21 protein-coding genes are annotated in these 20,436 nt (G+C 54.1%); 6 read left to right on the top strand and 15 right to left on the bottom strand.

Going from position 1 to position 20,436, the window contains the following annotated elements; translation table 11 throughout:
- Positions 1–50: 50 nt before the first annotated feature.
- From CIG75_RS04340 to trmB, 5 genes are all read right to left on the bottom strand, one after another.
- The gene (locus CIG75_RS04340) at positions 51–995 is read right to left on the bottom strand and encodes a DUF4097 family beta strand repeat-containing protein (RefSeq protein WP_094235543.1); all 945 of its coding nucleotides are present in this window, start codon (positions 993–995) and stop codon (positions 51–53) included.
- A 234-nt stretch (positions 996–1,229) separates the two neighbouring features.
- Complete coding sequence (locus CIG75_RS04335; protein WP_227874353.1) at positions 1,230–2,420, bottom strand: S8 family peptidase; 1,191 nt, start codon at positions 2,418–2,420, stop codon at positions 1,230–1,232.
- A gap of 319 nt (positions 2,421–2,739) precedes the next feature.
- A complete protein-coding gene (locus CIG75_RS04330; protein WP_157729374.1) occupies positions 2,740–3,903 on the bottom strand; it encodes a S8 family serine peptidase in 1,164 nt (387 codons plus the stop codon).
- A 42-nt stretch (positions 3,904–3,945) separates the two neighbouring features.
- The gene (locus tag CIG75_RS04325) at positions 3,946–5,154 is read right to left on the bottom strand and encodes a S8 family serine peptidase (RefSeq protein WP_094235541.1); all 1,209 of its coding nucleotides are present in this window, start codon (positions 5,152–5,154) and stop codon (positions 3,946–3,948) included.
- Positions 5,155–5,449: 295 nt separating this feature from the next.
- Complete coding sequence (trmB, locus tag CIG75_RS04320) at positions 5,450–6,121, bottom strand: tRNA (guanosine(46)-N7)-methyltransferase TrmB (RefSeq protein WP_407701283.1); 672 nt, start codon at positions 6,119–6,121, stop codon at positions 5,450–5,452.
- 128 nt (positions 6,122–6,249) lie between these two features.
- On the opposite strand from trmB, the gene CIG75_RS04315 reads away from it, so the two are divergent.
- From CIG75_RS04315 to CIG75_RS04305, 3 genes are read left to right on the top strand one after another with little or no spacing between them, the layout of a single operon-like run.
- On the top strand, positions 6,250–6,660 hold the full coding sequence (locus CIG75_RS04315; RefSeq protein WP_227874352.1) for a hypothetical protein: 411 nt from the start codon (positions 6,250–6,252) through the stop codon (positions 6,658–6,660).
- Positions 6,661–6,686: 26 nt separating this feature from the next.
- On the top strand, positions 6,687–7,286 hold the full coding sequence (locus tag CIG75_RS04310; protein ID WP_094235538.1) for a gluconate 2-dehydrogenase subunit 3 family protein: 600 nt from the start codon (positions 6,687–6,689) through the stop codon (positions 7,284–7,286).
- Positions 7,279–8,907: a GMC family oxidoreductase gene (locus CIG75_RS04305; RefSeq protein ID WP_094235537.1), complete on the top strand. Its 1,629-nt coding sequence runs from the start codon at positions 7,279–7,281 to the stop codon at positions 8,905–8,907. Before CIG75_RS04310 ends, CIG75_RS04305 begins: the two co-directional genes overlap by 8 nt.
- 95 nt (positions 8,908–9,002) lie before the next feature.
- On the opposite strand, the gene CIG75_RS04300 is transcribed toward CIG75_RS04305, so the two are convergent.
- The 4 genes from CIG75_RS04300 to CIG75_RS04285 all read right to left on the bottom strand — a co-directional run bounded on the left by CIG75_RS04300 (position 9,003) and on the right by CIG75_RS04285 (position 12,754).
- A complete protein-coding gene (locus tag CIG75_RS04300) occupies positions 9,003–9,962 on the bottom strand; it encodes an aldo/keto reductase family protein (RefSeq protein WP_094238330.1) in 960 nt (319 codons plus the stop codon).
- A gap of 97 nt (positions 9,963–10,059) precedes the next feature.
- The gene (locus CIG75_RS04295) at positions 10,060–10,626 is read right to left on the bottom strand and encodes a DUF2087 domain-containing protein (RefSeq protein ID WP_094235536.1); all 567 of its coding nucleotides are present in this window, start codon (positions 10,624–10,626) and stop codon (positions 10,060–10,062) included.
- 84 nt (positions 10,627–10,710) lie between these two features.
- Positions 10,711–12,336: an MDR family MFS transporter gene (locus CIG75_RS04290; protein WP_094235535.1), complete on the bottom strand. Its 1,626-nt coding sequence runs from the start codon at positions 12,334–12,336 to the stop codon at positions 10,711–10,713.
- A complete protein-coding gene (locus CIG75_RS04285; RefSeq protein ID WP_157729373.1) occupies positions 12,320–12,754 on the bottom strand; it encodes a MarR family winged helix-turn-helix transcriptional regulator in 435 nt (144 codons plus the stop codon). Before CIG75_RS04285 ends, CIG75_RS04290 begins: the two co-directional genes overlap by 17 nt.
- A gap of 198 nt (positions 12,755–12,952) precedes the next feature.
- Here CIG75_RS04285 and CIG75_RS04280 point away from each other — a divergent pair, with 198 nt between their 5' ends.
- A complete protein-coding gene (locus CIG75_RS04280; protein ID WP_094238329.1) occupies positions 12,953–13,309 on the top strand; it encodes a globin domain-containing protein in 357 nt (118 codons plus the stop codon).
- 22 nt (positions 13,310–13,331) lie between these two features.
- Here CIG75_RS04280 and CIG75_RS04275 read toward each other — a convergent pair whose 3' ends face one another.
- The 6 genes from CIG75_RS04275 to CIG75_RS04250 all read right to left on the bottom strand — a co-directional run bounded on the left by CIG75_RS04275 (position 13,332) and on the right by CIG75_RS04250 (position 18,312).
- Positions 13,332–13,493 (bottom strand): type II toxin-antitoxin system antitoxin, encoded by a 162-nt coding sequence (locus CIG75_RS04275; RefSeq protein ID WP_094235533.1) that lies wholly within the window; start codon positions 13,491–13,493, stop codon positions 13,332–13,334.
- Between the two features lie 9 nt (positions 13,494–13,502).
- Entirely contained in the window at positions 13,503–14,354 is an 852-nt protein-coding gene (locus CIG75_RS04270) for an SPFH domain-containing protein (protein WP_094235532.1), read from the bottom strand.
- 117 nt (positions 14,355–14,471) lie between these two features.
- Positions 14,472–14,669 carry a hypothetical protein gene (locus CIG75_RS04265; protein WP_094235531.1) on the bottom strand — a complete coding sequence of 66 codons (198 nt, stop codon included), beginning with the start codon at positions 14,667–14,669 and terminating at the stop codon, positions 14,472–14,474.
- Between the two features lie 17 nt (positions 14,670–14,686).
- Positions 14,687–16,657, bottom strand: coding sequence for a dynamin family protein (locus CIG75_RS04260; protein WP_094235530.1), 1,971 nt, complete (start codon positions 16,655–16,657; stop codon positions 14,687–14,689).
- Positions 16,658–16,660: 3 nt separating this feature from the next.
- Complete coding sequence (locus tag CIG75_RS04255) at positions 16,661–18,103, bottom strand: dynamin family protein (protein WP_094235529.1); 1,443 nt, start codon at positions 18,101–18,103, stop codon at positions 16,661–16,663.
- Complete coding sequence (locus tag CIG75_RS04250) at positions 18,100–18,312, bottom strand: hypothetical protein (protein WP_094235528.1); 213 nt, start codon at positions 18,310–18,312, stop codon at positions 18,100–18,102. Before CIG75_RS04250 ends, CIG75_RS04255 begins: the two co-directional genes overlap by 4 nt.
- A 379-nt stretch (positions 18,313–18,691) precedes the next feature.
- Here CIG75_RS04250 and CIG75_RS04245 point away from each other — a divergent pair, with 379 nt between their 5' ends.
- Both CIG75_RS04245 and CIG75_RS04240 read left to right on the top strand, forming a co-directional pair.
- Positions 18,692–19,156, top strand: a complete 465-nt coding sequence (locus tag CIG75_RS04245; RefSeq protein ID WP_094235527.1) for a hypothetical protein — start codon at positions 18,692–18,694, stop codon at positions 19,154–19,156.
- Between the two features lie 63 nt (positions 19,157–19,219).
- Positions 19,220–20,380, top strand: coding sequence for a winged helix-turn-helix domain-containing protein (locus CIG75_RS04240; protein ID WP_227874409.1), 1,161 nt, complete (start codon positions 19,220–19,222; stop codon positions 20,378–20,380).
- Positions 20,381–20,436 lie beyond the last annotated feature (56 nt).

The raw sequence follows: 20,436 nt of genomic DNA, 5'->3' as shown, positions 1-20,436 counted from the left end.
GACGGTCGAGAGTAAAAATAGGCAGGGCGCTCATGTCCCCGCCTGCTAACTCAATCTTTCAGAATGCGCAGATCTCCGCTCGACGTTTCGATCTGGACTGTCGGTCCGCCATCGCCAATGGTTGCCGTCAGCCGATGATCCTCTTTGACAGACGCATCCATCGGGAAAGCAACGCTCGCATTCCCTGACGCGGAGCGGAAGTTCAGTTTGTAAAAGGCTGTGGTCGGCAGAAGCAGTTCGACATCGCCAGAAGTGGTCAACAGATCGATTCCTTCATGTAGCGCGATCATCCCGATGCGGAGATTACCAGAGGTGGCGTGCGCGCGCACTTTCCCGGTCAGATCGAGCAGGCGTTGCTCACCTGAGCTGGACTGCACTTCGATCCGCTCTCCGGTCCATTTGCGCAAGGTGATGTCGCCTGACGTGCTTTCCAGATGCACTTCCCCGATCATATTTTGCAAATCCTGTTCGCCCGACGTGCTACTAACCTGCAAACGCTTGCCTTGCAGGTCCCGCCCTCGAATATCGCCCGATGACGTTTTGATCGTCATGGTCTCAGCTTGCTGCCCTGTTGCTTGCACATCCCCAGAAGCTGTGGTGACGCTCAGCTCATTGTACAATTTCTCCGGGACGCGCACCTCAAGGCGGAGATTGCGCTCCTCCAAGATTCCGAGCTGGAAATGCGATTTGTGCCGGAGTTCGATCGACAGCGTTTCTCCTTGCAGGTCTGTGTTCAGTTCGTACTCCCGGCCGCCAATTCCGCCGCGCAGCACTTGGCCGGTGAAATCCACATGTACGTTGTCATCGTTCGATTTCAAAAGGTTGACATCGGTGCTAAAGGCTCGGACTTGAACCGCTGTCACTTTGTTTCCGTCAAACGTTGTATGTTCGTCATAATCCCGCGCTTCTCGGTTGAACCAAGTGTACGCGCTGAGCGCCGCACCTAGTATCAAGCATATCAGCACGGTCGCTGCTGTGATTTTGATCGCTTTCATTCAGACTCCTCCTTCCACAGTTTCATCTCAGTTCTCCATCTATGTAGACGCACGTTTGGTCATTACTACTTCAATCAATCAGAAAAAAACGACCCACTTGCCACGAAAGGCTAAGTGGTGGCTTTCGGTTGTTGCTCGTGAAGTACCGGACATGGTGCACATGCCGCCGAAATTGGTTTACATAATAGAAAGGCACCCTGATGATCAGGGTGCCTTTCCGCTCATATAGATCGATTACAGAGTAACCGCTTTGTATGCGTTTACGCGGCCATGGATCCACCAGGAACCGGTGCCGGTGATCACGTCAGCAGTCGAATGGATCTTGTTAACGATGGTTGCCGGGGAAGCGGAAGTGCCGTAGCGCTGCCATACCAGACCTGCAACACCTGCAACTACCGGAGTAGCCATCGAGGTACCGGACATCGTGGTCATGCCGCCGCCTCTAGCAGTGGAGAGGATCGCGTTGCCCGGAGCAGCGATGTCAACCCAAGTGCCGTAGGTGGAGAAGGAAGCTTTTCCGTCAGTGCTGGTGGTTGCAGCAACGGACACAACGTTGTTGTAGTTAGCCGGGTATTGAACAGCCGTGTTGCCGTTGTTACCAGCAGCCGCTACGATAACAGCACCTTTGCCCCATGCGTAGTCGATATCCGCTTGGAAGCTAGCGGAGTAGCTGCCGCCGCCCAAGGACATGGAGATTACTTTCGCGCCGTTGTCAGCAGCCCAACGTACGCCAGCGGAGATGTCGGAAGTGTAGCCCGAACCAGCTGCGTTCAGAACTTTAACCGGCATGATACGAGCGTTCCAGTCAACACCTGCACCGTTCGTGGAGTTGTTGGTGTTAGCAGCTGCGATACCTGCGCAGTGCGTACCGTGGCCGTGGTCATCGTTCGCGTTCGTAGTGCCGCTTACGAAGTTGTAACCAGCAACGATTTTGGAAGACAGGTCCGGGTGAGTCAAGTCAACGCCGGTGTCAACGATTGCGATTTTAACTGCAGTAGAACCTGTATAGAAGTCCCAAGCGGAGTTCGCTTGGATGCGAGTCAAGTGGTATTGGCTGCCGTAGGACGGATCGTTCGGCGTAGTTACATCGACCGACAGGATTTGGTCGAATTCTGCAGATTCAACGTTCGGGTCAGCTTTCAGTTGAGCGAGAACGTCAGCCGCTTTGTCAGCATCAACTTTCAGGATCTTCTTGCCAGTAGCGGTGGTTTTCTTCACCGATGCGCCGTGAGCTTTTGCTACAGACGCAGATACGTCTGTTTTGCCAGCTTTGAACGTAACGATGAGTTGGTCAGTACCGGTGGTGTTTGCTACTACAGCCGGTTTTACGTCCGCAGATGCTGCGGAAACGCCTGCTACCGGAAGCAGGGATGCGGTCATTGCGACTGCCACGAACGCAGTTGCGAATTTGTTGAACTTCGCCATTTTAATGGCCCCCTTTATTTATATTGTGAAGGTTTTTTCACCTTCTGACTATATTGTATATCTTATAATTCATTAATACAAATCAGGAATTATTCAAATACACCCACCATTGAACCTGTTTTCTTATCGTTTCGCCAATTTTCAGCCGTTTTCGTTATCTCTAATTATTTTACTTTCTACTTATCTAATGGAACAAACCTTTTATTTGTATATTCGTTCGTTGAATTTGTTTTAAATTTATTTTCCTAAATGATGATTCGCTTATGGAAACAAGAAAAGAACACCTCTTGATCAGAGGTGTTCTGCTCGACCCTGCTTGTTAACGCAAATTGATCTTGCCGTAGTTCCAATACGTACCAGTGCCTGCTATCGGTGTCGCTCGGCTGCCCAGATAACTGATGATGCCTGCATTTGTATAAGTCGGATACTTCGACCACGCCAGCGTGACAGCACCAGCGACGATCGCACTGGACGTCGAAGAACCGGACATGGTAGTCCAGCCGCCGCCCATCTTGCTCGATACGATGCTCGAACCAGGTGCGGCAAAATCGACCCAGCTGCCGTAGGAGCTGAAGGATGCTTTCAAATCGGAAGATGTGGTCGCTGCCACAGCTACCACATTGTTGTAAGCGGCTGGGTATTGCGCCAACGTGCTGCCGCTACTGCCCGCCGCTGCGGTCAGCACAACGCCTTTGCTCCACGCATAGTCGATCACATTTTGAAACGCTGTCGAGTAGCTTCCACCACCGATCGACATGTTGATGACCTTCGCGCCATTGTCGGCTGCCCACTGCACGCCGCTGATGATCGTCGAGGTCGTGCCGCCGCCCGTAGCATCAAGCACTTTGACTGGCATGATTTTCGCATACCAGTCCACACCTGCGCCAAGCACCGCGTTGTTGGTGTTCGCAGCCGCGAGCGTGGCCATGAAGGTACCGTGTCCCTGATCATCGTTGGCATTCGTATTCATGGCCACAAAATTGTAGCCTGGTACGATCTTGCCGACCAGATCGGGATGGGTGAGGTCAACCCCCGTGTCGATGATCGCGATCACATTCGAAGCGCTGCCTCTGTTCGTATCCCACATCACGTCAGCGCCGATGTTCGGCAAGTGCCATTGGCTACTATAGAGCGGGTCGTTCGGGGTGGTAGCAAGTGCCGTATAGATATAGTCAAGTTCTGCTGCCGCCACGTCCGAGTCCCCTTTGAATTTGGCAAGGTACTCTTCCGTTTTCCCCATTGGCACTTTCACTAGTTTCCACTCCGCGCCGCCGAGCGACTTCGCTTCGCTTGCGCCAAGTTTTTTCGAAAGCACAGCAGCATCCTTGCCCGGTTTTACTTTCACGAGGATCTGGCCTTCCACATAGGAATTCCCCGCTCGATCCTTGCTCGGTTGCTCAGCAGAGGCACCGCTTGCCGGCACCACCGCTGTCACCATCGCCAACGTGAGGAAAAAACCTGCCCATCTGTTCCCGCTTTTCACCGTATATGACCTCCCTTGTCGTTTGTCAATGCAGTGTAGCATTTAGAATCCGAAGACCGTTTGATAGGCATTGACACGCCCAAACGGCTTGCCTGGGATCGGGTCAACCTGTGTGAGCACACGGTTTTGCACAACGCTATTCGTATAGGACAAGTTGCACGACCAGGCGAGGCTCATCACACCGGAGACGATCGCCGCTGAGTAAGAGACACCCGAGTAAATCGCCGTACCTCCGCCCATCTGGGTGGTCCTGATCATAGTGGCTGGAGCCGCGATGTCGATGTGACTTCCCGCGCTTGTCGGAACACCGCTCGCGTTGAGTCCGGTGACCCCGACCACGTTGGCATACGCGGCCGGATACATGACGGTGCCCCCGTAGCTATCATCCGCAGCGACGATGATGCATCCTTTGCTGTACGCATAGTTGATCGCATCTTGGAGCGATACGCTGGCGCCACCACCGAACGACATGTTGATCACGTTCGCCCCGTTATTGGCTGCGTAATAGATACCTTGGATGACATTGGAATAAGTGCCTGCTCCACTTGCGTTCAACACTTTGACGGGCAAGATTTTGGCCTGCCAATCGACACCCGTGATGTCGGTCAAGTTGTTGGAGCTGGCTGCGGCCACTCCGGCGACCGCTGTGCCGTGACCGTTATCATCGTCCGCGATGCTATCACCGTTGACAAAGTCATAGCCCGGCAGAATTTTACCGATCAGATCGGGATGATCAAGATCGACACCCGTATCGATGATCGCGATCGTGCGCGAGGAGGAGCCGGTCGTCACATCCCACGCTGCCGGGGCTTGAATCAGGTTGAGATAGGGCTGAGTTGAAAAAGCGGGGTCGTTCGGCGTCAACATGATGCCAGCCTGTTCTTCCCCGGTGATGCCGACTTGCTGGTCCACTTCCACCGCTTCAAGCTCCTTGTCCCGCTTGAGCTTGACGAGCGTTTGGGAGAGTCGTCCGCTCGGCACTTCTAAGACATACCAGTCACCTGTGCCAAGCTGTTCACCGAGCCGCACTCCATGCTTCAAAGCGATATTGCTGGCTTTCTTACCCGACTTCACTTTTACCAAAACGTTGGCTGTGGCAATTTTCCCCTTCGTCTCATCGAGCAGATTGATCGGAGTACCGACTCGGCCCTGCTCCACATAGGTAGCAGACCCCGCATAGGCGGGCAGGCTGACCGATACAGCCAACCCAAGTGCCAAAGTTGCTCCTACCGCTTTTTTGTTCCAATTCATTACGAATCCTCCCTTTCTATTTTAATAAATTACATTTTTATTATATATAAAACAAAGAATCAAATGTCAAGTTATGATTTCAAATTGTATATTTGGGCATGAAAAAACACCCCGCAACGTGTGCGGAGTGCTTTTTCTCGGACGATCACCAGGTTTACATCATTACAGGCTTCCCATCTCTCTATTTATGTAGTCGCTTTTACGACTTACAGGATTCAATATATGGGTGATTCCATCATTTATGCTGATCCTGCAGCAAATAAAAATCGCCTTGCCTGCTCAAGCAAAAACACCCCTACTCAGAGGGGTGTTCCGGACGCTTCGGATATGGCCTAGCTTCCAGTCGATAGATCGGCATACCTTGCGAGGAGAACTTTTCCTCGTACTCGGTCATCACATTGCCTTCCATCCATTGGCTATTGTGCAAATCGAGTGTGATCGCCGACATTTTCCAATCATCTTCGGCAAATTCGTTCAAGGAAAATTGGAACAGATCGCGGTTGTCCGTCTTAAAGTGCACCGCGCCCCCTGCCTGCAAAACACTGCGGTAGGACTGTAGGAAGTCGCGATAGGTCAGACGTCGCTTCGCATGGCGTGTTTTCGGCCACGGATCGGAGAAGTTCAAGTAGATCCGTGCTACCTCGCCCGGTGAAAAAAAATCGGTCAGGCGCACAGCGTCGGCAGGCGTCAACAGCAAATTTTTGCCGACCGCAAGCTCTTCCGCCTTTTTGCCAACTTTGCCAAGCAGTTCGTGTTCCAACTCGATCCCAACATAGTTGATGTCCGGATTTTGGGCTGCGTGCGTCGCAATAAAGCGGCCGCGCCCCGTTCCAATTTCAATATAGATCGGATTGTCGTTGCCAAACAGCTCTTGCCAGCGACCTTGATGATTGCTTGCCATCTCTACAATCCGTCCAGCTTCTTTGTGCAAGTTGTACTGCCGGATGAGCTTGTCACGTCCCCGAATACGCATGTTTTCGATCTCACCTTTGTCTCTTTTTCTGCATTCTCCTGAATTATAGAGTGTAGGTCTAGTCTTCGCAAGGAATAGTCTTCTATTCGGATGAATTTTTGGCAATCCTAGGGGTTGTGGAGGTGTTTTTCAAGATGGTGACAGGCTGGTATGGATGGCCGATCGAGCGGGTCGTGATCCTGCTCCTGGGCCTGATGTTTTTCATGATTTTTGTTCAGGTCACGATGTACCACTACCGCCAAAATTTTCGCCACTGGTCGATGTGGATTCCCGTGCTGGCCACCCCGATCGACGGGCTGGCACTGGTGACGCTTACCTTTGCCAACTTGTCATGGCTGCGGGCTGCACTGTCTGTGTTGCTAGCCGCTTCCCTTCTGGCTGGCGCGTTTGGCTCGTTCATGCACCTACGCGGCGTCGGCGAGCGCGTCGGCGGGTATGAAATGCGCAATTTTCTGGTCGGCCCTCCAGCGACACTGCCAGGGCTGATCACCCTTTCCAGTGTGATCGGGCTGATTTTGTTGTACTGGGCGTAAAGCGGACGCAACAAGGAGGCAGGAGGATGGAACGCAGAACGCATTATCCGCGTTATCAAGTGATGCAAGAGCAGGAGCAATGGGATGATCACACGCGTGAAATCGTACAAAAGCGGTTCGAGGTGGTCGGCACGCTGCACAACTTGACCGGGGCGGAAGCAGAGCAGATTCGCGCGATCGCCAACCTGCTGGTCGATGATGGGCGCAAGGAGCTGCTCGATTTTATCGTCAAGCATCTGGACACGAAATTGAGCAGCGACGTCGGCGAATCGCAGCGCCAGGCAGGAGTCCCGCCTTTTCAAGAGCTGGTGAAAAAGGGATTGGCCGCGCTCGACAAGTTGGCACAGGCCGAGCATGGCGACCTGTTCGCGACGCTTCGGCCCGAGCAACAAATCGCGCTGTTGGTCGGGCTGGAAAATGAGACCTTGGCGCTTCCCGCTCAAGAAGGCCAGCCCATCCCCGCCAAGGCGTTTTTTCAAAACATGCTCTCCGAAACGGTCAGCGCCTACTACTCGCACCCAACCATCTGGTCGGAGATCGGATACGGGGGACCGGCCTATCCGCGCGGGTATGTGCGCAGCGAGCGCGGCTTGACCGACCCTTGGGAGGCGAGACAAGATGCGTAGTCACGATCCGATCCATCACAATGTCTGTCATTACGAAGGGCACCGTTTCGATGACCTCGACCACCGCAAATACCCCGATGAAGCGGATGTAGTCATCGTCGGCGCCGGGGCGGCTGGCGGCGTATTGGCGTATGAGCTGAGTTTGACCGGATTGCGTGTGGTCGTGCTGGAAGCGGGGCCGTTTTGGAATCCGCAGTCCGACTTCGCCTCGGACGAACTGGCGATGGCGCGACTAAGCTGGCAAGACACGCGCATCGTCGGCGGCAACGACCCGCTTCAGATGGGGCATAACAACTCGGGTCGCGGGGTCGGCGGTGGCACGACACACTTTACAGGTGTGTTTTTACGATTTCATGAAAGCGACTTCGTGACGAAAACACAGGATGGGGTCGGCGAGGATTGGCCGATCCGCTATGCCGATTTGGCACCGTACTATGACTATATCGAGCGCTCGATCGGCGTGTCGGGGCCGAAAAAATTTCCGTGGGGGCCATTTCGCGGACCATACCCGATGCCGGAGCGAGAGCCGTTGTCTGCCAATGCGGAACTGTTTCGCATCGGGTGTGAAGCGCTGGGGATCAAAAGCGTGGTCGCTCCGCTGGCGATCAACTCCGCCCCGTTTGACGGGCGACCGCCGTGTATCAATCGCGGCTTTTGCAACCAAGGCTGTATGCCGAATGCGAAGTATTCGGGGTTGGTGCACCACATACCCAAAGCGATTTCAGCTGGGGCGGAGATCCTGACCGATTGCATGGTCACGCAGATCGAGTTGGATCAGACAGGCATTGCGCAGAGTGTGATCTTCAACCATGACGGCGTGGAGTACCGCCAGCGCGGCAAAGTGATCATCCTGTCCTCCTTTGTCGTCGAGACTCCGCGGCTGCTGTTGGCCTCTGCCACCCCTAGCCACCCGGACGGTCTGGCCAACTCCAGTGGGACGGTCGGACGCTACATCATGCCACACTCGTCACATGATGTGTATGGGAGATTCGAGGACGAGGTTCGCCTGTACAAAGGTACGCCCGTGCTTGCCACGACACAGGAGATGTATGCGACGCGTTTGGATCGCGGCTTCATGCGCGGCTACACCTTGCATGCGCACGGAGCACGTCCCGTTTCGATGGGCAAAGGCTTGGCCGTGCAGGCGGGCTTGTGGGGCAGACGGTTGCGCGAAACGATGATCGACTACAACTACTACTCTCGGGTGACGCTGGTCGGGGAAGTGTTGCCGCATGCGGACAACCGAGTGACGTTGACCGATCATAAGGATGAGTATGGACTGCCCGTGCCCAAGGTGACTTTTTCATATGGCGACAACGATCTGAAGTTGATCGACCATGCGGTGTATATGATGAAAGAGATCATCAAAGCGGCAGGCGGCAGACCTGAGTTTGTGGTCAACGACTCAGCCCACCTGATGGGCGGTTGCCGCATGGGGGACGATCCAGACACGTCTGTCGTCAACAAATGGTGCCAAACCCACGACATTCCCAACCTCTACATCTGTTCCGCCGCCGCTTTTGTCACCTCCGGCGGTGGCAATCCGACCAACACCGTCATGGCGTTGGCCGCAAGAACGGCCGCCTACCTCAAGGAGCAGTTTCGCACTCGCGAGCATTGAGTAGGGTTGCCTTGGCTGGCAGATGCAATAAACACTGACAGATGCAGCAGACAGAAAAAGGCAGGCTTCCCTTGCGGTAGCCTGCCTGCTTGCACTTATTTCGCTTGCAAAATCGCTTCGATCGAAGCAAGATCTTCGGCGGTCAACACGACGTCCAGCGCCTTGACGTTCTCTTCTACCTGTTCCGGACGCGAGGCGCCGATGATGGCCGATGAGACATTCGGCTGACGGAGAATCCAAGCCAGCGCAAGTTGCGCCAACGAGCAGTTGTTGCGCTCGGCGATCGCACGCAGTTGCTCAACTTTGCTGAAGTTCTCGTCGGTGAAGAACCGTTGTACCGATCCGGAGACGCTCGGATCTTCGACCGCTGCACGGGAGCCTGTCGGGAGTGCTTCACCTTTTTTGTATTTTCCGGTCAGCATGCCTTGTGCCAGCGGCGACCATACGACTTGGCCTACACCTTCACGTTCAGACAGCGGAATGATTTCCGGTTCGATATAGCGCTGCAACATCGAATATTGCGGCTGGTTGGACACGATGCGATCCAACAACAGCTTATCTGCGGTATGTAAAGCTTCGGCAATCTGCGTCGCCGTCCATTCCGAAACGCCTGCGTACAGGATTTTCCCCTGTGTGATCAGGTCGTCGATCGCGCGAAGCGTTTCATCCAGCGGTGTCTCTACATCGAAACGGTGGCATTGCCACAGATCGATATACTCCACATTCAAACGCTTCAAGGACGCGTGAACCTGCTCAAAGATATGTTTGCGCGAAAGACCACGGTCGTTCGGACCATCACCCATCGGCCAAAACGCCTTGGTCGCCAACACGTAGGAATCGCGCGGATACTTGGCCAACGCCTTCCCGACCACGATCTCTGCATCGCCGCGGCGATACACGTTTGCCGTGTCAAAGAAGTTGATGCCCAGTTCATACGCCCGGTCAATACAAGCGGTCGCTGCCTGATCTTCTGTGTAGCCGCCGTACGTCAGCCAAGAGCCGAGCGCGATTTCCGAAACTTTCATCCCCGAGCGGCCCAAACGTCTGTACTTCATCTGTGTCATCACAAGCACCTCCTGTAGTTCATTCCCTCCATATCCTTCGCCTTGCGAAACACTTCTCCCTGCCCCGATCTTCTGTCTGTAACCTAGCTCACTCAATCTTCGTCCACAGCTCCGGCGGGTTCAACGTGTACACCCCATCCGCACGGTACATGTAATGGTTCATCACAAATTCGCGACGAATGGTGCAGTGATCCTCATGGTACTGGTTGATGTACTCATTGATCTCATTTTCACTGTAAGGATGCCCCACTTCCAGCCCCTGTAACAGATGCTCAAAAATAATCAACTTCTTCTTCCGCTGCGACGGAATGCTCTTCAGCCGCCCGTTCGCATCCAAAAAATTCTGCACCACTTTCTCCCGCTCACCACCGCTTGTTCGCTTCACTTGTTGCACCCTCCTCAAAATCGACTGCGACTTTCTTTCCAGTTCTTGTTCAAGCAAATAAAAATAGATCGTATTCTTCTCCCGCACACCTTTGACCACCATCGCGTTGCGCAACAGGTTCATGTGATGCGTCACCGTCGCTGGCGTCAGTCCCAGCTTGACTGCGATCTCTTGCCCGCTCAGCGGCCCCGCAGCTAGCAACATCACGATCTTCAAACGATTCGCATCGGCCAGCGCCTTATGAAATTCCAGCATGCGGTCGAGTTGCAAACCAACCATCTCCTTCGATATACTTCTAATTAGAAGATAATCAAATCACTTTTCATTGTCAATAACAAAAAAAGCCCGGCTCCATCAGGAGCCGGACGGTTGCATATCCGGTTTGTTCAAATCTGGCTTCGCATTCGGTTCCGGATCTTTATTCGAAGTGCGCAGCGGAATCTCTTTCAGGAAGAACGTGACGACCAGCGCCACAAGCGCGATGATAAAGCCGACGAAAAACACCACATCCAGACCTCCGACCAGCGCCGTCTTCAACGCCTCGATCAACTGATCAAAGATCGGCAGTACCTGCGCTGGCAATGCGGAGCGAATCGCTTCCAACTGTGCCGGTGCGACCAACAATTGCGGATTGGTCAGCGCTTTAGCATGTGTAGCCATCTCAGGAGCAGCCAAGAACTGTTTGACTTGATCAGGCATAATCGTCGTCAGTTCCTCTTGAATCTTGTTGTTCATCAGCGTGCCCATGATCGCCACGCCGACCGTACCGCCGATCTGACGGAACAGTTGCACGGCAGACGAAGTGACGCCGAGCAGTTTTTGCGGTGTAGCGTTTTGCACGGCGAGCATCAAGATCGGCATCGAGAAACCAAGACCTGCACCGACGACGATCATGTCGATCGAAGCCATCAGGTTGGTCGTTTCGGTAGACATGCGGGTCAACATGAACATGCCGATCGCAAGCACCACGCCGCCGACCAACGCCATCGCCTTATAGCGGCCCGTGCGGCTCGTCAGTTGCCCAGACAGCGCCGAAGCGGCCACCATCGCGATCATCATCGGCATCGTCACCAAACCGGATGCGGTCGCCGAAGTGCCGACCACACCTTGTACAAACAGCGGGATATACATGATCGAACCGAACATCGCCACCCCGGTCAGGAAGCCGATCAGATTCGCGATGTTGAAAATACTGTTTTTAAAGAGCGACAACGGTAGCACCGGCTGTTCGGCGCGGCTTTCCGCCCAGATGAACAACAGCAAAGCGACGACCGCAGCTGCAAACAAACCGATGATCATCATCGAATTCCACTCATACTTCGATCCGCCCCACGAGAAGGCGAGCAAAAGCGACACGAGTAACCCTGAGACGAAGACAGCACCTGCATAGTCCACGCGACCGGAGACATTCCCCGTCTTTTTCGGGAACAGGCGCATGATCAGCAAGAACGCGATCACACCGATCGGCAGGTTGACCCAGAACACCCATTTCCAGTCTGCATTGTCAACGATCCAACCGCCCAGGAACGGCCCGATCACAGCAGACATCCCGAACACCGCACCCATCAAGCCTTGCCATTTCCCGCGTTCACGGGGCGGGAACAGGTCACCGATCGCCGAGAATGCGGTGGACATGATAAAGCCGCCGCCAAAGCCTTGCAAACCACGGTACAAGATCATTTGAATGATATCTTGGGACGTCCCCGTCAAAAATGCACCAATCATAAACAAGAGCAAACCGACCAAAATAAACGGCTTGCGTCCATACATGTCGGACAGCTTACCAACTAGAAGCCCCGTCACCGACGAGGTCAGCATGTAGATCGTAAAGACCCATGAATAATACTCCATGCCGCCTAGCTCTGCGACAATGCGCGGCAAGGCGGTGCCGACGATTGTCTGGTTGAGCGATGCAAACAGCATGCTCGCCATGATCGCGAGCATGATCATGATTTTTGTGCGTTTATCTAACTCTTCCATGATCTTCCCCCTCGATGTAGTGTTCCATTTTGTTAAATAAATTGGCCAGATCGTTCAGCTCGTCTGCGGTCAATCTGCCAAAGTATCTTGTAAACAATCGCGCGCGTATCTCTCTCGCCTCGGTCAGCAGCTCGCGCCCTTTTTCGGTGAGCGACACCATCACCACGCGACGGTCCTGCTCTGAGCGCTCCCGAGTCAGATAGCCCGCTTTCTGCATCTTATCTGCCAACAGCGTCACAGCACCGCACGTCACATACAATCGCTCGGCCAAGTGCGATACATTGGAAGGACCATACCACTCCAAAAGCTCGAGTATCTGCACTTGCGGGCCCGATAAGTCCCGGTTGAGTTCTTGCCGATATTCGGCGATTGCTCGCCTGAAAAACTTCACAAATTGTGCTTCGAGCTTCTCACGCACAGCGCCATCGCCTCCCCTTGGAATATGATATAGCCACTAAATGTTTTAGTCAATCAAATATTTGAGACCAGAAACATTCTCCACGCTCCTTTCCTTCCCCTCACATCATCCCCTTCGAACTGTGTTAAAATGTAGGAATCAGCTCGTTAGCGAAAGGAGTCTACCCTGTTGGACAATCCGCAAAAAACGATTTATGAAATGATCGGTGGCGGCGAGACGATCCGTCGTCTGGTCGATGCCTTTTACAAACGAGTCGGGGCACACCCCGGACTCAAAGACCTGTTTCCTGAAGACTTGACCGAGACGGCCGACAAACAATATATGTTCCTGACCCAATTTTTCGGTGGTCCACAACTGTTCTCCGAACAGCACGGCCACCCGATGCTCCGCGCTCGCCACATGCCGTTTGCCATCACCCCGGAGCGCGCCAAATTTTGGCTCGGCTGCATGCGGGAAGCGATGGACGAAATCGGGTTGGAAGGCCCGATTGCCGACTATATGTACGAACGCTTCATCCAAACTGCCCACCATATGGTCAATACGGCAGATCAATGAAAAAAGGGAACTGATCACAAGATCAGTTCCCTTTTTCTTTCAGACGGCCCGCTTTCTTGGCCGCTTCCTGCAACAGATATTCGACATGGCTGTTCACGCTTCGAAACTCGTCGTTCGCCCAACGTTCCAGCGCCTCATAGAGCTTGGGGTCGAGGCGTAGCGGAAACTGCTTTTTCTTCGTCATCGGCAGGACCTAGTAAATGGACCCCGCGTTGACGATCGGCTGAGACGGTTTCTCGGAGACGATCGCCACCATCAGGTTGTTGATCATCGCCGCTTTGCGCTCCTCATCAAGTTCGATGACCCCGTCCGCCTTCAGCTTGTCGATTGCCATCTGCACCATTCCGACCGCACCTTCCACGATCTTTTCACGAGCTGCCACGATCGCAGCCGCCTGTTGACGCTGCAACATCGCACCGGCGATTTCCGGCGAGTAGGCGAGGTGCGTCAAACGCGCTTCCAACACCTCCACACCTGCTACGGCCAGACGCGCTTGCAGATCGCGCTGCAGTTCGACCGCCACTTCTTCCGTATTGCCGCGCAAGGACGTGCCATCCGTGTCATAATTATCATACGGATGGAGCGAAGCGATGTGGCGTAGCGCCGTCTCGCTCTGAATTTCCACAAACTGCATATAATTATCGACCTCAAACAGCGCTTTGGCCGAATCGACCACTTTAAAGACGATCACGGCTGCGATCTCGATCGGGTTACCGACCACATCGTTTACTTTCAGCTGTTTGGAATTGAAATTGCGCACCTTCAGCGATACGTTCGGTTTCGAGGTAAATGGAATCGTCAAGTAGAAGCCAGGTTCGCGCACCGAACCTTTGTAGTTCCCGAAGAACACCATTGCGCGGGCCTGATTGGGCTGTACGACGAAGACGCCAGTAAACAGCACAAGCGCCGCGAAAATCGCAATGCCACCCAAGATGCCTAGGGCAAGCTCTTCGGTCGCAATCGCCAGTACGCCAGCTACCAGCAACACCACGATCAGCAACAGCCCTAAGAAGCCGTTCCATGCCATCGTCCGCTTTTCTTGCATGAACAAAACCTCCTCTAAATTGTCTAAATTCTATACACACATGATATCATTTTGATTCCGATTCTGTCCAGTAAAAAAGCACACCTTCGCATTAGAAAGTGTGCCCTGTTGTGGCAGTTATTTTTGCTTGCGCTTCTTCACCAGATTGATCACCAGTTCGATCAGACAGGCAACCGGGAACATCCACAACAACCAGATGTACAAGATCCCGTAGATTTCGCCAAATGTGTTCGGCAATTCATCTGAGCTAAAGAAACTGAACAAGAAAAAGACCAGCGCCAATCCTAACCAGATGGCAGCAAAACGTTTGATCATAAGAGTTACCCCTTTCGCTACGCTTGGGTCAAGCTTTGTAAATGGTCACGCGCACTGCTCAATTGTACCACATCGACCTGAGCAGAGAGCGCCTCGAACAGTCCGGCAAAATATTCATCCACCTGTTGCGATGTCTCACGCTGCAACGCTCCGGCCACCCCGTTAAGCTCTGCGCCGTACTCGCCTTTGTACCGCACAGCGGCCGCTTCCAGATACGATCCGACCGGTGCTTGCATCGCAAGTTCCAACGCTTCCTGCACCGCCTGACGACCATTTTTTTCAAAAAAGTCTTTGGCGCTCTTAAACAGACCGAGCGCTTTGGAAAAATGGGCCGAGTCGTACTGTTCCATCGTGTCGCCAAATGACAGCGTTTCAAACGCGCGCGCCTCATACGCTTCGAATGAGGTCTTAGCGCCCGCATCGACGACGCTTTGGCAGAGACGGTCGCGGATGCGCTTGCCGTTCTGATTGATAAACTTCTCCAAGCGAAGCGATGTCGCCCGCATCTCCTGCCCCAAGTTGTACCCGATGAAGCGTGCCAACTCATCGAGCGACCCTTTCAGCGCCGCTTTCAGGTCGCGCCCGTCATCTTGCAGTACCGCCGGGTTGAACGATTCTTTGAACAGGTCGCCAAAGCGGAAGAACAGCCGCTGGCGGACATAGTAGATCAGCTCATCGACCTCTTTTTGCAGCGCTTTTGCTTCCGGCGAGGCATCGAGCGCTTCGATCGCAAGGTGGGCCTGCGCTTGGGCCTGCTCTGCCGCCCGCAGTTTCTCATGGCGCACCGACTCATCTTCGGTTGCCGAAGCGATCAGTTCCTCCAAGGCGTGCAGGGCGCGCCCGATCTCCGCTTCCGCCGAGCCGACCGCAATCTGCGTCAGTTCGGAGATGGTGAAGGATAGGAAATCTTTTTCAAACTCGGTGATCCCAGACAGCTTTAACGCGGCTTGTGCGGACAGCAGTTCACCTTCTCCGGAGCCGGTGCGCTGACGGTACACTTTTTCTGCCGATCCTTTCAACTCGCCCTTTTCATGCAGGCGAGCGAGCAGGGCAGTTTGCGAGGAAACCGGATAGATGCGCGGCATCGAGATTCCGCAGGAGACGAGGTTCTTGCGAACGTGTTGCACCACACCCTGCATTTCTTCCTCGTCTTTGGCCAAGTCGGCCGCGTTGACGACGAAGAACATCTTGTCCATCTCAAACGTATCTTTCACGCGGCCCAACTGAATCAGGAACTCGCGGTCCGCGTTGGAAAACGCATGGTTGTAATAGGTGACAAAGAGCACCGCATCGGCGTTCTTGATGTAGTTGAACGCAACGCCCGTGTGGCGTGCGTTGATCGAGTCCGCCCCCGGCGTATCGACCAACGTGATGCCTTGACGGGTCAGCGGGCAATCGTAATAGAGTTCGATCCACTCGACAAAGCACGCTTTCTCCTCTTTGGCGACGAACGACTTGAACTCCTTGAGATCGACGATCACCTCTTGCCCGAGCTGTTCCTGCAGCGCAGCCAGCCCTTTAGACACCGCTTTCAAGAACGAAAAGTGCGGTTTGGCATTGGGCAACACCCGACTCGGATCGAGCGTTGCGATCACCGCCAACGACTCCTCCACGCTCGGTGCAGACAGGCCGAAGACGGCGAGCGACTGCTGCACGTCCAAGGTGATGTCCGCCTCCGCTTTGAGCTTCACGCGCACCGCACCATGCGGGTAGGTTGAGGTTGGCGGTAATATCTTATTGATCGCTGCGGTGGTCGGATTGGGCGAGACGGGGAGCACCATCTCACCCATCAAGGCGTTGGCAAAGGACGACTTCCCCGCCGAAAACGCACCAAACAGCGCAACGGTAAACAAGTTCTGCTCCAAACGCTCCGCCCGCTGGTTCATCCCCGCTGCCATACCTTTAAAGCCAGTGATCGCACCGATGCTGTCTGCGGCGCTGCGCAGACGGTTGGCGGTGGCGCCTAGTTGTGATTTGAAATCTTCCATGACTTACGCACCCTTCCCTGACAAAATACCGATTAACGAGTCTACATCGCCTTGCTCCGCCCGGTTGAGCGCCTCGATCTCGGTCAACGCCGCCCCGATCTGCTCAGCTTTGGCGATCAGGTCGCGATGCTGTGCGCCATCCGTTTCGGCACGGCGTTTCGCGAGGGCGACCCCCATTTCGATGAAGCGCTGCGCTTCGCGGCGGTAGAGCGACTTGATCTCCGCTGCGATGTCTTTTGCATACTGGTACATGTATTCATCGGACGACAGACCGCCTTCTTTGACCGCCGCCGCGAGCAGTTCCGGTTGGAAGTCAACATGGAACGTATCGGCGACCGCTTTGTGAAACGCTTCATCATGCAGGTTGAAGCGTTCGACCGCTTGCACCAAAATTCCGCGGATGTGCCAGTCGATGTTGGTCTGCACCTTGTCTTGCAAATCGCTGTACAGCGCTTGCAGGCGGTTGTCGATCTCCTCTTGCGTCTTCTTGGCGTTGCCAAAAAGAAAGCCGACTTTGAAGCCGGGACGGCGGCTGGCTACATAAGCACCTGCCTTTTCGGTCGTTTGGAACGGAGTGATCTTGGCGTTGTCGAGCAGCGACCCGACCGCCTTTTTGAGATCTTCGGCGAGCGCTTCTGGTGCGGCAAGCCATACTGAGTACTCCTCTTGCAGGACCTGAGCCTGACCGACAATCTCCTCAGTATCTTCGCCAAAGCTGTCCAGCACAGCGCGCAGTTCCGCTTTGCGTTCCGCATTTTTGGCGGCCCGCACCTTGGCATGTTCTTCGATCAGGTACAGAGCGGAAGCGACCACGCTGTTGGACAGCAAAGCCGCTTTGTCGGCAAACAATTGGTGGAGCTTGTCCTCCAGTTGGTCGTACATGTTCTCCTCATGGTCCGCTTCCATCAACGAGGTGAAGAACAACCCGTCCGGCTCGATGCCCCACGTGGCAAACCCTTCACGCACACTGTCGCGGTACTCCTCAAAATCAAGCTCAAAATCCATATGCTTGTCGATCTGATTCACGACGAGATAGACCGGTTTCCCACGGTCTTTCAGCGTCTTGGTAAATGAAAAATTCAACTCCGACTGGACATGGTTGTAGTCCATGACATAAAAAATCACATCGGCCAAATGCAAAGCCGATTCGGTCGATACTTTATGCGCATCATCAGTCGAGTCGATCCCCGGCGTATCCATCACCGAGACGTGCTCGCTGAGCAGTTTGCTCGGGTGGGTGATCTCGATCTTCACCACTTTGTTGCCGTCAGCGGCGTAGTTCTTGATCTGCTCCAGCTCCGTCTCGAGGTCAAACTCGATCGCATCGCCGTCGGTGAGGTAGGCGAGCGCCTGCTTGTGCGCGCCGCCTTTGATCTCCACGATGTTAGCCGATGTCGGAATCGGGCTGGACGGCAAGATATCCGCACCGAGCAGTTGATTGATCATGCTCGATTTTCCGGCGGAGAAATGCCCGCAGAAAGCGACAGCAAAGTCTCCCCCGCCAACTTGGCGGCAAGCTCCGCCACCTTCGCGGCATTTTTCTCATCCCCTGCCACCTCCATCCGTTCGCGGAGGAGGGTCAAGGCGCGCGGCAGATTGTCCTGTTGCGCCTTGGCTTGTACTTGTTCTATTTGATCGATGGTTAGTGTGCTCATTCACGTAGCCCCGTTCTCTTCAAGAATCATCGCTATAAATTCTATCATTCCTCTTACAAGAAAAAAAGCGACCCTTTTGGAAAAGGTCACTTTACGTGATCAGAAAGACAGCATCCCACTCGTGTTGCCCGCGATCGAGCATCCCGAGCAACACAAGCGCCTCCGGAGTGATCGAAAGCTGTTCGACAGTCAGATCCAGATCAAACAATTTTCTTCACAAAACCTCCACTCGCTTTATATTATCATTTTTTAACCTTAAATAATCACAGTTTCATATTCTAACAATTCCGCAAGACCTAACTTTTGCATAGTCTTTTCTTCCGAAACGATCTCCGTTATGATGGAACTTGTACCCTTATAAATGGGAGTGATCAAACGCATGGCAGATGTGGATGTAACCGATATCGAAGTGCAGGACCTGTCCGTTGAAGAGGAAGCACAGGCAACTCGCAAGCTTCAATTAGAAGATAAAATCCTTCGCTATTTCCAAAACAAAGAGATCGAGAAGGAGCGCAAAGAAGAAAATAAGCTCCTGTTCGAAGAGATCGAGCAGTTTTTTGAAGACTCCGAAGAAGACGACATGGTGTTGCAACTTCCCAATGGCGAATATGCGGTCCTGTCGAAGAAAGCATACGTCAAAGACAATTTTGACAAAGACGCGCTCGCCCAAGAACTGCTCATCGCCAAAGATGAGTTGAAAACACCGTTCGACTACTCGATCCTGACCGCACAAGGCAAGCTGACTCCCGACATGATCTCCAAGCACACCTTGACCGAAACGATTGTCAGGGTCCGCCTGTCCAGACGCAAGACCAAGCCAAGAAAGAAAAAAGAAACGCTGTGAGCACATCTTGAGCCGCGCCAAACCGTTTTGAGCGGCCCGCAAGCAGGAAGATATGACTTGGAAATGGAAATCCTCCCCTTATCAGATACACAAGGGGAGGATTTTTTGCTGACACTCACCAAAGAAGACGTCAAACGACTCGCGCTGTATAAGCAAGGCTTGTACCACACGCCGACTGCTGCCACACCAGAAGCAGCTCGACAGATTTTTGAAAAATTGGGCTGTGTGCAACTCGACACGCTCAATGTGGTCACGCGCAGCCAACATCTGATCTTCTGGTCGCGAATGAAAGAGTTTCAAAGCGAGTGGTTCCATCAATTTTACGAGCAGGGGCAGATGTTTGAGCACTATCTGCACGCCTTGTCGGTGTTGCCGATGAAAGAGCACGTCTACATGCAACCGTTCTTGAAGCACTTCCAAACATCTCGGGTCGCACGCACCGAGCTGCACGACCGCCTGCTCACAGCGATTCATGCGCGCGGCTCGCTGACCGGACAGCAAGCGGCCAGCGAGTTAGATCTGCCCAAGACGTCCAAAGACACTTGGCAGCTGAGCCCGGTGCGCCGCGCCTTAGACGAGCTGTGGCGCAGCGGCGAGATCGGCGTGGTGCGCGACACCAAGTTTCACAAAGTCTACGTCCGCATCGAAGATCAGGTGCCCGCAGAACTTCTGCACCAAGACGTGACGATCGAGGAGACGGTGCGCCGCTACGTCCGGCTGGCTTTGTCTGCGCTGGGCGCAGCGACCGAGCGCGACGTGGCCGACTATTTCCGCTTCAAACGCGAAACGGTGCGCCCCGTGCTCGCTGAGTTTTTGCAAGTGCGCGTGGAAGGGGATGCGGAGCCCTACTACATGCTGCCCGAAGACGCCGATCTGCTCCCACTGTCCGAGGAGCCGACCCATGCCACCTTCCTCTCCCCCTTCGACAATCTGATCTGGCATCGCCCGCGCTTGGAAAAAATATTCGACACCGAGTTCCGCCTCGAAAGCTACGTTCCGCAAGCGCAGCGCAAATTCGGCTACTTTGCCCTGCCCATCCTGGTCGGCGGCAACCTGATTGGCACGATCGACCTCAAAGCGGAGCGCAAGCATAAGACTTTACACATCAACAAACTCGTGCTGTTCGATCCCGCCAAAAAGCAGGAGCAACTACCAGTGATCGAAAGCATTCTCCACCGCCTGACCGCGTTTCTCCGCTTAGACACTATTCAGCAAGCGGAGTGATCTGACGGTGCCGACCGATCGCGACCCGCTCGCACCTGACAGGATGAGCTTTCAAA

The sequence above is a fragment of the Tumebacillus algifaecis genome, from assembly GCF_002243515.1.
GTDB lineage: Bacteria > Bacillota > Bacilli > Tumebacillales > Tumebacillaceae > Tumebacillus_A > Tumebacillus_A algifaecis.
The sequence above is the reverse complement of the archived record's forward strand: the minus strand, read 5'-3'. Positions and strand labels throughout refer to the sequence as shown.

What these genes read in the sequence shown, in the direction of transcription:
- CIG75_RS04275 (WP_094235533.1), bottom strand. Translation starts at nt 13,493, where the DNA reads ATGACGAAGAAAAAGCAGTTTCCGCTACGCCTCGACCCCAAGCTCTAT.
- CIG75_RS04250 (WP_094235528.1), bottom strand. Translation starts at nt 18,312, where the DNA reads ATGAGCACACTAACCATCGATCAAATAGAACAAGTACAAGCCAAGGCG.
- CIG75_RS04305 (WP_094235537.1), top strand. Translation starts at nt 7,279, where the DNA reads ATGCGTAGTCACGATCCGATCCATCACAATGTCTGTCATTACGAAGGG.
- CIG75_RS04290 (WP_094235535.1), bottom strand. Translation starts at nt 12,336, where the DNA reads ATGGAAGAGTTAGATAAACGCACAAAAATCATGATCATGCTCGCGATC.
- CIG75_RS04280 (WP_094238329.1), top strand. Translation starts at nt 12,953, where the DNA reads ATGATCGGTGGCGGCGAGACGATCCGTCGTCTGGTCGATGCCTTTTAC.
- CIG75_RS04325 (WP_094235541.1), bottom strand. Translation starts at nt 5,154, where the DNA reads ATGAATTGGAACAAAAAAGCGGTAGGAGCAACTTTGGCACTTGGGTTG.
- CIG75_RS04260 (WP_094235530.1), bottom strand. Translation starts at nt 16,657, where the DNA reads ATGGAAGATTTCAAATCACAACTAGGCGCCACCGCCAACCGTCTGCGC.
- CIG75_RS04310 (WP_094235538.1), top strand. Translation starts at nt 6,687, where the DNA reads ATGGAACGCAGAACGCATTATCCGCGTTATCAAGTGATGCAAGAGCAG.
- CIG75_RS04335 (WP_227874353.1), bottom strand. Translation starts at nt 2,420, where the DNA reads ATGGCGAAGTTCAACAAATTCGCAACTGCGTTCGTGGCAGTCGCAATG.
- CIG75_RS04240 (WP_227874409.1), top strand. Translation starts at nt 19,220, where the DNA reads ATGGAAATCCTCCCCTTATCAGATACACAAGGGGAGGATTTTTTGCTG.
- CIG75_RS04340 (WP_094235543.1), bottom strand. Translation starts at nt 995, where the DNA reads ATGAAAGCGATCAAAATCACAGCAGCGACCGTGCTGATATGCTTGATA.
- CIG75_RS04265 (WP_094235531.1), bottom strand. Translation starts at nt 14,669, where the DNA reads ATGATCAAACGTTTTGCTGCCATCTGGTTAGGATTGGCGCTGGTCTTT.
- CIG75_RS04300 (WP_094238330.1), bottom strand. Translation starts at nt 9,962, where the DNA reads ATGAAGTACAGACGTTTGGGCCGCTCGGGGATGAAAGTTTCGGAAATC.
- CIG75_RS04255 (WP_094235529.1), bottom strand. Translation starts at nt 18,103, where the DNA reads ATGATCAATCAACTGCTCGGTGCGGATATCTTGCCGTCCAGCCCGATT.
- CIG75_RS04245 (WP_094235527.1), top strand. Translation starts at nt 18,692, where the DNA reads ATGGCAGATGTGGATGTAACCGATATCGAAGTGCAGGACCTGTCCGTT.
- CIG75_RS04270 (WP_094235532.1), bottom strand. Translation starts at nt 14,354, where the DNA reads ATGCAAGAAAAGCGGACGATGGCATGGAACGGCTTCTTAGGGCTGTTG.